This is a genomic window from Streptomyces sp. NPDC059003, assembly GCF_042740445.1.
GTDB lineage: Bacteria > Actinomycetota > Actinomycetes > Streptomycetales > Streptomycetaceae > Streptomyces.
In genome coordinates this window covers 1-12,519 of the sequence record NZ_JBHYJH010000083.1, presented here as the reverse complement: position 1 = coordinate 12,519, position 12,519 = coordinate 1, and the positions used below count along the sequence as shown (strand labels likewise).

General features: G+C 72.7%; 12 protein-coding genes and 1 tRNA gene. 8 read left to right on the top strand and 5 right to left on the bottom strand.

From position 1 onward, the window contains the following. From ACFWZ5_RS26450 to ACFWZ5_RS26440, 3 genes are all read left to right on the top strand, one after another. Positions 1-884, top strand: an 884-nt coding sequence (locus tag ACFWZ5_RS26450; protein WP_384891324.1) for a GlxA family transcriptional regulator, incomplete at its 5' end; no start/stop codon positions are given. A gap of 10 nt (positions 885-894) precedes the next feature. After that, positions 895-1,497 (top strand): oligoribonuclease, encoded by a 603-nt coding sequence (orn, locus tag ACFWZ5_RS26445; protein WP_384802265.1) that lies wholly within the window; start codon positions 895-897, stop codon positions 1,495-1,497. Between the two features lie 112 nt (positions 1,498-1,609). Continuing rightward, a tRNA-His gene (locus ACFWZ5_RS26440) sits at positions 1,610-1,682 on the top strand. Between the two features lie 98 nt (positions 1,683-1,780). Here ACFWZ5_RS26440 and ACFWZ5_RS26435 read toward each other — a convergent pair. Both ACFWZ5_RS26435 and ACFWZ5_RS26430 read right to left on the bottom strand, forming a co-directional pair. Further along, positions 1,781-2,218 (bottom strand): PPOX class F420-dependent oxidoreductase, encoded by a 438-nt coding sequence (locus ACFWZ5_RS26435; protein ID WP_384802278.1) that lies wholly within the window; start codon positions 2,216-2,218, stop codon positions 1,781-1,783. Positions 2,219-2,308: 90 nt separating this feature from the next. Then, entirely contained in the window at positions 2,309-3,364 is a 1,056-nt protein-coding gene (locus ACFWZ5_RS26430; protein ID WP_384802262.1) for a LacI family DNA-binding transcriptional regulator, read from the bottom strand. A 305-nt stretch (positions 3,365-3,669) separates the two neighbouring features. Between ACFWZ5_RS26430 and ACFWZ5_RS26425 the strand changes: the two genes are divergently transcribed. From ACFWZ5_RS26425 to ACFWZ5_RS26410, 4 genes are all read left to right on the top strand, one after another. Then, on the top strand, positions 3,670-5,007 hold the full coding sequence (locus ACFWZ5_RS26425; protein WP_384802259.1) for an ABC transporter substrate-binding protein: 1,338 nt from the start codon (positions 3,670-3,672) through the stop codon (positions 5,005-5,007). A 4-nt stretch (positions 5,008-5,011) separates the two neighbouring features. Beyond that, entirely contained in the window at positions 5,012-6,034 is a 1,023-nt protein-coding gene (locus tag ACFWZ5_RS26420; protein WP_384802256.1) for a carbohydrate ABC transporter permease, read from the top strand. A 12-nt stretch (positions 6,035-6,046) separates the two neighbouring features. Further along, on the top strand, positions 6,047-6,883 hold the full coding sequence (locus ACFWZ5_RS26415; RefSeq protein ID WP_384802275.1) for a carbohydrate ABC transporter permease: 837 nt from the start codon (positions 6,047-6,049) through the stop codon (positions 6,881-6,883). Positions 6,884-6,972: 89 nt separating this feature from the next. Then, the gene (locus ACFWZ5_RS26410; protein ID WP_384802253.1) at positions 6,973-8,421 is read left to right on the top strand and encodes a GH1 family beta-glucosidase; all 1,449 of its coding nucleotides are present in this window, start codon (positions 6,973-6,975) and stop codon (positions 8,419-8,421) included. Between the two features lie 219 nt (positions 8,422-8,640). Here ACFWZ5_RS26410 and ACFWZ5_RS26405 read toward each other — a convergent pair whose 3' ends face one another. Together ACFWZ5_RS26405 and ACFWZ5_RS26400 are read right to left on the bottom strand one after the other, a co-directional pair. Then, positions 8,641-10,089 (bottom strand): sensor histidine kinase, encoded by a 1,449-nt coding sequence (locus tag ACFWZ5_RS26405; protein ID WP_384802249.1) that lies wholly within the window; start codon positions 10,087-10,089, stop codon positions 8,641-8,643. Positions 10,090-10,108: 19 nt separating this feature from the next. Next, positions 10,109-10,795: a response regulator transcription factor gene (locus tag ACFWZ5_RS26400; RefSeq protein ID WP_384802246.1), complete on the bottom strand. Its 687-nt coding sequence runs from the start codon at positions 10,793-10,795 to the stop codon at positions 10,109-10,111. Positions 10,796-10,990: 195 nt separating this feature from the next. Here ACFWZ5_RS26400 and ACFWZ5_RS26395 point away from each other — a divergent pair, with 195 nt between their 5' ends. Then, positions 10,991-11,548 carry a hypothetical protein gene (locus ACFWZ5_RS26395; protein ID WP_384802243.1) on the top strand — a complete coding sequence of 186 codons (558 nt, stop codon included), beginning with the start codon at positions 10,991-10,993 and terminating at the stop codon, positions 11,546-11,548. A gap of 11 nt (positions 11,549-11,559) precedes the next feature. On the opposite strand, the gene ACFWZ5_RS26390 is transcribed toward ACFWZ5_RS26395, so the two are convergent. Continuing rightward, on the bottom strand, positions 11,560-12,420 hold the full coding sequence (locus ACFWZ5_RS26390) for a spermidine synthase (RefSeq protein WP_384802240.1): 861 nt from the start codon (positions 12,418-12,420) through the stop codon (positions 11,560-11,562). Positions 12,421-12,519 lie beyond the last annotated feature (99 nt).

Sequence of the window (12,519 nt, the reverse complement as noted above, 5' to 3'; positions counted from 1 at the left end):
CGTCCGTCCACGTCGACCCGCGCGAGCTGTTCGTCGACGACGGTGACGTGCTCACGCCGGCCGGGACCGCGGCCGGAATCGATCTCTGTCTGCACATCGTGCGCACGGATCACGGCAACGAGGCGGCGGGCGCGCTCGCCCGCAGGCTCGTCGTGCCGCCGCGCCGTGCGGGCGGCCAGGAGCGCTATCTGGACCGGTCGCTCCCGGAGGAGATCGGCGCCGACCCGCTCGCCGAGGTCGTCGCCTGGGCGCTCGAGCACCTCCACGAGCAGTTCGACGTGGAGACGCTCGCCGCCCGCGCGTACATGAGCCGCCGCACGTTCGACCGGCGCTTCCGCTCGCTCACCGGGAGCGCTCCCCTGCAGTGGCTGATCACGCAGCGGGTGCTCCAGGCGCAGCGGCTCCTGGAGACCTCCGACTACTCCGTCGACGAGGTCGCGGGGCGCTGCGGATTCCGTTCGCCCGTCGCGCTGCGCGGTCACTTCCGCCGCCAGCTCGGCTCCTCGCCCGCCGCGTACCGCGCCGCCTACCGCGCGCGCAGGCCGCAGAGCGAGCGGGGACTCGACGGCGCGGCGTCGGCCGTACCCCCGGCACCCCCCGTGGTCACGGTCGACGGCCCCGGCGGGGTCGGCGGGCCCGGTGGACCGGGCGGTCCGATCGGATCGGGCGGACCCGGCGGTCCGGGTGGTCCTGGTGGTCCGGGCATGGGCCCGGGAGCGAATCCGGGGATGACCCCCGGTCCGGTCCCGTCCCAGACACGGCGCACCGCGGCCGCGAGCGCGCTCGGAGCCGCGGCGTCCCTGCCGATGGATCCGGGCAAACCGCAGGCCGACGCGTACGCGTCGAGCCGTACGCCTCTGCCCGGTCAGAGGAGTGCGCCGTAGGGTTGGGCGCATGAACGATCGCATGGTGTGGATCGACTGCGAGATGACCGGGCTCTCGCTGACGGACGACGCACTTATCGAGGTGGCCGCACTGGTCACCGACTCGGAACTGAACGTGCTCGGCGAAGGTGTGGACATCGTGATCCGCCCGCCGGACGCGGCCCTGGAGACCATGCCGGAGGTGGTGCGGCAGATGCACACCACCTCCGGCCTCCTGGACGAGCTGCCCGGCGGCACCACCCTGGCCGACGCCGAGGAACAGGTGCTCGACTACATCCGTCAGCACGTGAAGGAGCCCCGCAAGGCCCCGCTGTGCGGCAACTCGGTCGGCACGGACCGCGGCTTCCTGCTGCGGGACATGCCGACCCTGGAGGGCTTCCTGCACTACCGCATCGTCGACGTGTCCTCCATCAAGGAGCTCTCCCGGCGCTGGTACCCCCGGGCGTACTTCAACAGCCCGGACAAGAACGGCAACCACCGGGCGCTCGCCGACATCCGTGAGTCCATCGCCGAGCTGCGGTACTACCGCGAGGCGATCTTCGTGCCCCAGCCGGGCCCGGACTCGGACACGGCGCGGTCGATCGCGGCGAAGCACGTGCTGCCTGCGGATTAGCCCGTCACGGAGCCTCGCGTACGGGGTCCGCAAAAGGGGTGCGCGAGCACCCCTTCGGACCCTGTACACTTTTTCTCGGCCGGTCGGAAGAACGACAAAAGACCGGCTCATGGTGGGTGTAGCTCAGTTGGTAGAGCACCTGGTTGTGGTCCAGGTGGCCGCGGGTTCAAGTCCCGTCACTCACCCTGATCGGTGAAGGCCGGTCCGCTTCGGCGGACCGGCCTTCGTCATGTGATCACCGTGCGCTCCGCGATCGGCGTGTGATCAGCGGCACGGTACGGAATCAGTCCGCGATGCCGCCGAAGGCGATCACCCGGTCCACCCGGGCCCGCACCAGATACTCCCCCGGCACGGAATTCCGCTTCCCGTACGCCTCCGCCCGCTCCTCACCCATGTAGCGGCCCCCGATCCGGGTCGCCCAGTCGCGCAGGACCCCGGGGTCGTCGACGAAATCGGCGACGCACTCCAGCATCACGTACGAGTACGGCGGCGCCTGGTCGTCCACGCACAGCGAGAAGCGGGGCTCGCGGCGCAGCGCCTTGTACTTCAGGGACTCGTGCCAGGTGGTGAGGACCACATGGGTGTCCCCGTCCGGCCCGCCCTCCTCGTCGAGGAGGAACCAGACCGGCGTGACGTGCGGTCTGCCGTCCGCGCGATTGGTGGCCAGCTTGCCCGTGCGCGTCCCCGCGAGGACGAAGGAACGCCACTCGCTGTCTGTCATGGTCTTCAAGGCTTACTCCCCTTACTCGACGGCCGGGCGACCCTATCGGGGCGGAGCACAAAGATCATCCCGGTTTCCGGGGCCCGCCCGTCACGACGACGCGCGGCACACCAGTTCCGTCGGGAGCACGATCTGCGGGCGGTCCAGGCGGCGGGCGGCCGCAGGGCGGGGGTCGGCGATCTCGGTGAGCAGGACGTGCGTCATCGTGCGGCCCATCTCCGCGATGGGCTGGCGCACGCTGGTCAGGGGCGGGTCCATATGGCGGGCGATCGCCGAGTCGTCGAAGCCGACCAGGGCCACGTCGTCCGGTATGCGGCGGCCCGCGCGGCGCAGGACCTGGCGGGCGCCCGCCGCCATCACGTCCGAACCGGCGAAGACCGCGTCCAGGTCCGGCCTGCGCTCCAGGAGGTCCGCCATCGCGCGGCGGCCGCCGTCCTCGGTGAAGTCGGCGCGGGCCACCAGGCCCTCGTCGACGTCGTGGCCGGCCTCGGCCAGGGCGTCGCGGTAGCCGTCCAGGCGGCGCTGGGCGCCGTACACGTCCAGGCGGCCGGTGATCGTCGCTATGGTGCGGCGGCCCCGGGCGAGCAGATGGGTGACGGCCGCGCGGGCGCCCGCGAAGTTGTCGGAGTCGACCGAGGCGAGCGGCTCGTCGGCCGAGCGGCGGCCGCTGATCACCGCCGGGATCTCCAGCTGCCGCAGCAGGTCGGGCAGCGGGTCGTCGGCGTGCACCGAGACGAGCAGGACGCCGTCCACGCGGTGCGCCGACAGGTACTGGGCGAGGCGGCGCCGCTCCCGGTCGCCGCCCGCGAAGGTCAGCAGGAGCTGCATGTCGGTGTCCGCGAGGGCGGTGCCGACGCCGTGGATGATGTCCGAGAAGTACGGCTCGGCGAAGAACCGGGACTCCGGCTCCGGGACGACGACGGCGATCGAGTCGGTGCGGTTCGCGGCGAGCGCGCGGGCCGCCGTGTTCGGTACGTAGCCGAGCTCCGCGACGGCCTCCTCGACGGCGGCGCGGGTGCGCTCGCTCACCCGGGGCGAGCCGTTGATCACGCGGGACACCGTGCCGCGGCCGACGCCCGCGCGCGCGGCGACCTCCTCGAGAGTGGGCCGCCCCCCGCTGCGCCCCCTGGGCTGACCACTCCTCATCGGTGCCTCCCCACGACGCGCCACGGCCGGCGTTCGCCCGGCGCAAGCACGTCAATCTAACAGCGGGACCCCGGCCACCAGCGGCGGCGCCCGAGCGGGCCGACGGGCCCGCAACTCCCGGTGTCCGGTGCCTTGACACCCCCGCGGCGAGCCGGGACTCTTCAAGACATCATCGATGGGAGCGCTCCCACCCTACCCGGCTCTTACACGACCCACACGTGCCGTCCGAGCCGGCTCCCCCCGATCCCCGCATCGCACAAGGTGGTTGACCGGTGGCCGGTACGTCGGAGCACCAGGAGGACGCAATGCGCTACAGGACTCGAACGCCCCACAAGGCCGTGGTCCTCGCGGCCGTCGCCGCACTCGCGGGCGGGCTGCTCGCCGGCTGCGCGGAGGACTCCGACGAGGACGAGCCCGGCGGCTCCTCGGGTGGCGGCGGGGGCGGCAAGGGCAGGACGACGCTGACCGTCGGCGTGTTCGGCGCCTTCGGCCTTCAGGAGGCCGGGCTCTACGACGAGTACGAGAACCTCCACCCGGACATCAAGATCAAACAGAACTCCGTACAGCGCAACGAGAACTACTGGCCCGCGCTGCTCACCCACCTCAGCAGCGGCAGCGGCCTGTCCGACGTCCAGGCCGTCGAGGTCGGCAACATCGCCGAGCTGACCGGCACGCACTCCGCCAAGCTGATGGACCTCGGCAAGGTCTCCGGCGTCGACAAGAACTCCTATCTCGACTGGAAGTGGAAGCAGGGCACGGCCAAGGACGGCAAGACCGTCGGGCTCGGCACCGACATCGGCCCCACCGGCATCTGCTACCGCAAGGACCTCTTCAAGAAGGCAGGGCTGCCGACGGACCGCGAGGCCGTCGGCAAGCTCTGGGCCGGGGACTGGCGCAAGTACCTGGACGCGGGCAAGCGCTACCAGGCCAAGGCCCCCAAGGGCACCGCCTTCGTCGACGGCGCCACCGGCGTGATGGCCGCCGTGCACGGCTCGGGCACCGAGAAGTTCTACGACGCCGACGGCGAGCTCATCTACAAGGACAGCGCCACCGTCAAGGAGGGCTGGGACATCGCGGCCGAGTTCGCCGAGGCCGGGCTCACCGCCAAGCTCCAGCAGTTCCAGCCCAGTTGGGACCAGGCCTTCGCCAACGCCTCCTTCGCCACGGTGACCTGCCCGCCCTGGATGCTCGGCTACATCAAGGACAAGGCGGGCAAGGACGGCGAGGACCAGTGGGACGTCGCCGCCGCGCCCAAGCCCAGCAACTGGGGCGGCTCCTTCCTCACCGTGCCCGAGGCGGGCAAGCACAAGAAGGAGGCCGCCGAGCTCGTCGCCTGGCTGACCGCGCCGAAGCAGCAGGCCAAGCTGTTCGACAAGCGGGCCAGCTTCCCGAGCGCCGACGCCGCGTACGGCCTGTCCGAGGTGAAGGACGCCAAGAACCCCTACTTCGGCGGGGCGCCCGTCGGCCGGATCTTCTCCCGGGCCGCCGAGGGCGTGCCGGTCCAGCCCATCGGTCCCAAGGACGGGATCATCTCCCAGTACCTGGCCGACACCGGGATGCTCGGCGTCGACCAGAAGGGCACCGACCCCGACAAGGCCTGGGGCAAGGCCGTGAAGACCATCGACAACGCACTGGACCAGTGACCCGGTGACCGACATCCCGAGTGACGCCGCCGCGCCCTCCGTACCGGAGGAGGGCGCGGCCGCGACGGCGACCGCCCGGAACCCGGCCGACGGGCGGCGCGACGAGCGCCGCAGGGCACGCCGCAGCCGCCGCTACCGCTGGGACGTGAAGTGGAGCCCCTACGCCCTGATCGCCCCCTTCTTCCTCTTCTTCGTCGCCTTCGGACTCTTCCCGCTGCTCTACACGGGGTGGGCCTCGCTGCACCGCGTGGAGCTCGGGACGCCCACCGACATGGAGTGGGTGGGCCTGCGCAACTTCTCCCGGCTCCTCGACGACGACTTCTTCTGGAACGCGCTGCGCAACACGTTCACCATCGGTCTGCTCTCGACCGTGCCGCAGCTGCTCATGGCGCTCGGCCTCGCCCACCTCCTCAACTACCGCCTGCGCGGCTCGATGTTCTTCCGGGTCGCGATCCTCACGCCCTACGCCACGTCGGTGGCCGCGGCGACGCTCGTGTTCGTGCTCATGTTCAGCAGGACCGATCACGGTCTTATCAACTGGGGGCTCGGGCTCGTCGGCGTCGACGCCGTGGACTGGCAGAACGGCGACTGGACGGCACAGCTCGCGGTCTCCGCCATCGTGATCTGGCGGTGGACGGGCTACAACGCGCTGATCTATCTCGCCGCGATGCAGGCCATCCCGGGCGATCTGTACGAGTCGGCGGCGCTCGACGGGGCGAGCCGCTGGCAGCAGTTCCGCCATGTGACCGTGCCGTCGCTGCGGCCGACCATCCTGTTCACCTGTGTCGTCTCCACGATCGGCGCGACCCAGCTGTTCGGCGAGCCGCTTCTGTTCAGCCAGGGGGCGAGCCCCACCGGCGGCTCCGACCACCAGTTCCAGACGCTCGGTCTCTATCTGTACGAGCAGGGCTGGTTCAACCAGCACCTCGGGCGGGCCTCGGCGATCGCCTGGACCATGTTCCTGATCCTCGTCCTGATCGGGCTCGTCAACTGGGCCGTCAGCCGCCGGATCCGCAAGAGCGCGTGAGGGGATGACGTGATCACTTCCAGGAAACGCGGGGCCGGGCGCCAGCTGCACGGCGGGAAGCTCACCTACGCCGTGCTCGTCCTCTTCACCGTCGGCTCGCTCTTCCCCCTCGTATGGACGGCGATCGCCGCGTCCCGCACCAACACACGGCTCGCCCAGACACCCCCGCCCTTCTGGTTCGGCGGCAACCTCTTCAAGAACCTGGAGATCGCCTGGACCGACGCCAACATGGGCACGGCCCTGGTCAACACCCTGGTGGTGGCGGGCACGATCACCATCGGGACCGTCCTCTTCTCCACCCTCGCCGGCTTCGCCTTCGCCAAGCTCCGCTTCCGCTTCCGGGGGCTGCTTCTGCTCCTGGTGATCGGCACGATGATGGTGCCGCCGCAGCTCAGCGTCGTACCGCTCTTCATGATGATCGCCGAGTTCGGCTGGACCGATCAGCTGCAGTCCGTCGTGCTTCCCACCCTCGTGAGCGCCTTCGGGGTGTTCTTCATGCGGCAGTACCTCATCGAGGCGCTGCCCACCGAGCTCGTCGAGGCGGCGCGGGTCGACGGGGCCAGCAGCTTCCGGGTCATCTGGCACGTGGTCTTTCCCGCGGCGCGGCCCGCCATGGCCGTGCTCGGCATGCTGACGTTCGTGATGGCCTGGAACGACTTCTTCTGGCCGATCATCGCGCTCACGCAGGGCGGCGAGCCGACCGTGCAGGTGGCCCTGGCCGGGCTTGGCCGGGGGCAGATCCCCGACCAGTCCGTGATCATGGCGGGCGCCCTGCTCGGCACGCTGCCGCTGCTCCTCGCCTTCGTCCTGTTCGGCAAGCAGATCGTGGGCGGGATCATGCAGGGGTGAAGGGTTAGCCGTGCCCTCAGCCGCGCCCTCAGCCGCCCGCGCAGGCCTCGCCATCTCCCCCTTCCCGTACGACCCTTGGGAGCGCTTCCATGCCCGATGCCGACCTGCGGTTCCCGCCCGCCTTCCTGTGGGGGGCCGCCACCGCCGCGTACCAGATCGAAGGGGGCGCCCGGGAGGACGGCAGGACCCCGTCGATCTGGGACACCTTCAGCCACACGCCGGGCAAGGTGCTCGGCGGCGACACCGGGGACGTCGCCTGTGACCACTACCACCGGTGGCGCGACGACGTACGGCTCATGGCGGACCTCGGCCTGAGCGCGTACCGCTTCTCCGTGTCGTGGCCTCGGGTGCAGCCCACCGGGCGCGGGCCCGCCGTCCAGCGCGGGCTCGACTTCTACCGCGCCCTCGTCGACGAGCTCCTCGCCCACGGCATCGAGCCCATGGTCACCCTCTACCACTGGGACCTGCCGCAGGAGCTGGAGTCGGCCTTCCCCAGCGGGGGTGCGGCGGGCGGCGGGTGGCCGGAGCGGGACACCGCCCACCGCTTCGCCGAGTACGCCGGGATCGTCGCCGGGGCGCTCGGCGACCGCGTGCGGCTGTGGGCGACGCTCAACGAGCCCTGGTGCAGCGCGTTCCTCGGCTATGGCTCGGGGGTGCACGCGCCCGGGCGCACCGATCCCGTCGCCGCCCTGCGCGCGGCGCATCACCTCAACCTCGCCCACGGCCTGGGCGCCGAGGCGCTGCGGGCGGCGCTGCCCGGCCGGGCCGGGATCGGCGTCTGCCTCAACCCGAGCGCCGTGCGCCCCCTCACCTCCTCGGCCGCCGACCTCGACGCGCGGCGCCGGATCGACGCGCTCGCCAACCGCGTCTTCACCGGGCCGATGCTCCGCGGAACGTACGACGACGATCTGCTCGCCGACACCGCCGGGCTCACCGACTGGGCGTTCGTGCGCGACGGCGATCTGGGCGTCACACGGCAGCCCCTGGACTTCCTCGGCATCAACTACTACTCCCCCGCTGTCGTGTCGGCGGCCCCCGCCGACCTGGGCGACCAGCGCCGCGACGGGCACGGCACGAGCGACCACTCCCCCTGGCCGGGCGCCGACCGGCTCGTCTCCTTCCACCGGGCGCCCGGCGAACTCACCGCCATGGACTGGCCGGTGGACCCCACCGGCCTGAAGGACCTTCTCCTTGAGTACACCGCTCAGGCCCCCGGGGTTCCGCTCTACGTGACGGAGAACGGCGCGGCCTTCGACGACCGGCCCCCCGCGGGCGACGGCGCCGTCCACGACCCGGACCGCATCCGCTATCTGCACGGGCACCTCACGGCCGTGCACGCGGCGCTTCTCGAAGGCGCCGACGTGCGCGGGTACTTCCTGTGGTCGCTCCTGGACAACTTCGAGTGGGCGTACGGCTACAGCAAGCGCTTCGGCGCGGTGTACGTCGACTACGCGACGCAGACGCGTACGCCGAAGTCGAGCGCCCACTGGTACGCGAAGGTGGCGGCGAGCGGGGAGCTGCCGGGGGCCGCCGACTGAGCGGGGCTCGGGCCTGGCGGGGGCGCGAGCCTGGCGGGGGCGCGGGCCGAGTGGGGGCGCGCCCCGGCCGGGTGGGGGGAAGGGTCCGGCCGGGGGGCGCGTTTTCCCGTGGGGGTCCTGGGACTCCCGTGGGGGTACTGGAACCACTCGGAACGCTAGCTGCACGCGGCGCGACAATTCGGGCAGGCGCGGGGGGATCCGGGGATCCTTAGGGTGGGCTTAAGGCTGGGATCGGGGTCGGGAAAGGTTCCGGGAAAGGTTCCGGGAGAGACGCCGGCGCAGACCTCGGCAGAGGCCCCGGGGAAGGGCGCGCCGACGGCGGCGCCCGCCCCGGCGCCCGCCCGAGGCGCGGAGCGACCCCCGCTGGATCCAGAGGCGGACCTCCGTGCCGCCGAGGACCGACCTGCCGATGCGGACGTCGCCGCCCGTCGACTCGGCGAGGCGGCGGACGATGTCGAGGCCGAGGCCGGTGGAGCCGTCCTCGCCGCCGGAGTTGCCGCGGGCGAGCGCGCTTGCGGGGTCGGCGATGCCGTCGCCCGCGTCGGAGACCAGCACGATCACGGCGTCCTCGCCGCTGTGCACGTCCACGGCGAAGGCCGCGCCCTCCCGGGTGTGCCGGAAGACGTTGCCGAGCAGGGCGTCGAGCGCGGCGACGAGCTCGGTGCGCGCGACGGGCGTCCACACGGGTTCGTCGACGCCCGCCACCCGCGCCTCGCGGCCCTCGTCCTCGGCGAGCGCCGACCAGAACTCCATGCGTTCGCGGATGACTTCGGCCGCGTCGCAGACCGCGCCGGGCCCGATGGCCACCGTGCGGGGCTTGGCGTCGCGGGCGGTGCGGATGATGGTGTCGACCTCGCGCTCCAGCTGGGCGACGGCGATCCGGGTCTGTTCGGCGGCGGGCCCGTCGCCGAGGGAGGCCGCGTTGAGGCGGAGCACGGTCAGCGGGGTGCGCAGGCGGTGGGAGAGGTCGGCGGCCAGTTCGCGTTCGTTGGCGAGGAGCTGGACGACCTGGTCGGCCATCGAGTTGAACGCGACGGCGGCGAGGCGCAGTTCGGTGGGCCCGTCCTCGGGCACGCGCGCGCCGAGCTTGCCGTCGCCGAGGTCGCGTGCGGCGCCGACCAGGCGCCGGGCGGGCTGGACCATCCGGACGCCGAGCCGGTCGGCGACCGCGACGGAGCCGATGATCAGGCCGACGCCGACGCCCGCGAGGACCAGCCAGGCGGTGGTGACGCCGTTGCTGACCTCGCTCTCGGGCACGAAGATCTCGACGACGGCGGTCTCGCCGGAGCCGAGGCCGAAGGGCTGCAGGAGCGCCGAGCCGCCGGGCACGCCGACGGTCCGGGCGCGGCCCTGTTCGCGGGCGGCCCCGACGTCGCCGCCGCGGGCGCGCGAGTCGCCGATCGTGAGCGGGGAGCGGGCCCCCACGGCCGGTACGTGCACGGCCATGCGCCCGTCGGCGCCCGCCTCGGAGGTGGCGACGGCGCGGGTGAGCTGGTCGCGGTCGGTGGTGATGGAGAGGGTCGGACCCATGCCGGCGGCGTGCCGTTCGGCGTTGGAGAAGGCGCGGTCGCGGGCCATCTCCTGGATGACCAGGCCGAGGGGGATCGCGAAGGCGGCGACGACCATCACCGTGACGGCCAGGCAGACCTTCACCAGGGCCCATCTCACGGCGTCGGCTCCCCGACCGTCACAGAGGTGGTTCCAGCTTCACGCCGACGCCGCGGAGGGTGTGCAGATAGCGGGGGCGGGCCGCGGTCTCGCCGAGCTTGCGTCGCAGCCAGGACAGATGGACGTCGATGGTCTGGTCGTCGCCGTAGCTCTGCTGCCACACCTCGGCGAGGAGTTCCTTGCGGGGTACGACGACGCCGGGCCGCCCGGCGAGGAAGGCGAGCAGGTCGAACTCGCGCCGGGTCAGGTCGAGCCGGGCGCCGTCGAGTTCGGCCTGGCGGCGCAGCGGGTCGATGGCGAGGCCGCCGACGCGCAGGACCCGGCCCGACGGCACCTCGCCGCCGCCCCGGGCCCGGCGCAGCACGGCGGTCATGCGCGCGGAGAGGTGCTCGACGGAGAACGGCTTGGTGAGGTAGTCGTCGGCGCCGTCGTTGAGGAGCCGGACGATCTCCGTCTCGTCGTCGCGGGCGGTGGCGACGATCACGGGTACGTCGGTGATGCCGCGGAGCATCTTCAGCGCCTCGGCCCCGTCGAGGTCGGGCAGGCCGAGGTCGAGGATCACCACGTCGAAGCGGGCGTGGGCGACCTCGCGCAGGGCCTCCAGGGCGGTGCCGACGCTGCGTACGGTGTGGGAGGCGTCGGTGAGATGCCGGATGAGGGCCGAGCGCACGAACTGGTCGTCCTCGACGACGAGCACACTTGCCATGGCACGGCACCGTACGCCATGCGGGCGCGGGCGGTGCCCCGCGGGACGTTTGACCCGGACTTGGGCCCGATGTCCGCTCACGGGCGCCTGATGGAGGCTTAGGCCGCATGTCCCCCGACCCGGGTCCCGCCCCGTTTCCCTTGCCCGGGACGGGGCTTGTGGCCGGTGCGCGGGGGTGGTGCAGTATGGCCCGCGATGCACAGGAGTCTCGTACACGCCATCGCGTGGTCGCTCGCCACGGGCGCGGCGGTCACGCTGTCGTGGTGGGGTGTGCACACGGTGATGGCGGGCACGGCGTACGACCCGCCGCGCGCGGTGCCGCTCGCGGCCGGTGACGGAGCGGGGGATTCCCTCTCGTCGTCCACGCACCGCCCGGAGCCGACGCCGCGCACGAAGCCGTCGCGGACCCCCGTGCCGTCCCCCGCGAAGGACCGCCGGAGCCCGCGGCCCCCGCAGCCGTCGAAGATCGCTAAGCACTCCACGAGCCCGCAGGCACCGGCCCGCCCGGCGCCGAGGCACCCGGGTGCCTCCGGGAGCGTGAGGGGCTACAACACGGAGGGCGGCCGGGTCGTGTTCGACCTGGGGGAGACGTCGGCGAAGCTCGTGTCGGTGCGGCCCGCGGCGGGCTGGTCGATGCAGATGTGGACGGCGCCGACGTGGATCCGCGTGGAGTTCACGACGGACACGGACCGCGTCTCGGTGTTCTGCACCTGGCACGACCACGCGCCGCGCGTCGAGGTCGACACGTACTGACCCGCGAGGATTCAGCGGAACACCGACGGCGGCGGCTGCGGCGAGGCCACGGCGCGCGCGTCCGTGACGGCGGTCGCGCCGCCGCTGAAGTCGGCGAGTTCCCGGCCGTGCGCCACGCGCGCGGGGTGCGGGTCACCGGCGCTGCGGCGGGTCAGCTCGGCGACCGGAAGGGGCTGTTCCGACGCGAGGAGCACGGCGTTGCCGAAGCGCTTGCCGCGCAGCACGGCCGGGTCGGCGACGAGCGCGAGTTCGGGGAAGACGGTGGCGGCGGTGGCGAGCTGCCCGCGCAGATAGCCGAGCGGCGGCCCGTCGGCGAGGTTCGCGGCGTAGTGCCCGCCGGGCTTGAGGACGCGGCGTACGTCGCCGAGGAACTCCACGCTGGTGAGGTGCGCGGGCGTGCGGGCCCCGCTGAACACGTCGGCGATCACGAGGTCGGCCCAGCCGTCCGGCACCTTCGCGAGCCCCTCGCGCGCGTCGGCGCCGCGCACGCGTATGCGCGCCTGCGGGTCGAGGGGCAGGGCACGGCGGACCAGCTGGACGAGGGCGGCGTCCCGCTCGACGACCTGCTGGGTGGAGCGGGGCCGGGTGGCGGCGATGTAGCGGGCGAGGCTGCAGGCGCCGCCGCCGAGGTGCAGGGCGTGCAGGGGGCGGCCCGGCGGTGCGACGAGGTCGGCGATGTGGCCGATTCTGCGCTGGTACTCGAAGTCGAGGTGCGTGGGGTCATCGAGGTCTACGTACGACTGGGGGGCGCCGTCGACGAGGAGGGTCCAGGCGTTCGGGCGGTCGCGGTCGGGCATGAGCTCGGCGAGTCCGCCGTCGACTTCCTCGACGAGGGCCTCCCGCGCGGCCCGGGTCCGCCTGTTTTTCGCCATCGGGCCATTATCGCCGGGGCGGGGCGGCTGTGCGCGGCGCGGGTCCTTCGCGGGGCGCCCCAGTCCCGCCCCTTTCCCGAAACCAGGGGCTGCCGCCCC

Coding starts and splice junctions, on each gene's coding strand:
- ACFWZ5_RS26425 (WP_384802259.1), top strand. CDS start 3,670: ATGCGCTACAGGACTCGAACGCCCCACAAGGCCGTGGTCCTCGCGGCC.
- ACFWZ5_RS26395 (WP_384802243.1), top strand. CDS start 10,991: ATGCACAGGAGTCTCGTACACGCCATCGCGTGGTCGCTCGCCACGGGC.
- ACFWZ5_RS26430 (WP_384802262.1), bottom strand. CDS start 3,364: ATGAGGAGTGGTCAGCCCAGGGGGCGCAGCGGGGGGCGGCCCACTCTC.
- ACFWZ5_RS26390 (WP_384802240.1), bottom strand. CDS start 12,420: ATGGCGAAAAACAGGCGGACCCGGGCCGCGCGGGAGGCCCTCGTCGAG.
- ACFWZ5_RS26400 (WP_384802246.1), bottom strand. CDS start 10,795: ATGGCAAGTGTGCTCGTCGTCGAGGACGACCAGTTCGTGCGCTCGGCC.
- ACFWZ5_RS26435 (WP_384802278.1), bottom strand. CDS start 2,218: ATGACAGACAGCGAGTGGCGTTCCTTCGTCCTCGCGGGGACGCGCACG.
- ACFWZ5_RS26410 (WP_384802253.1), top strand. CDS start 6,973: ATGCCCGATGCCGACCTGCGGTTCCCGCCCGCCTTCCTGTGGGGGGCC.
- orn (WP_384802265.1), top strand. CDS start 895: ATGAACGATCGCATGGTGTGGATCGACTGCGAGATGACCGGGCTCTCG.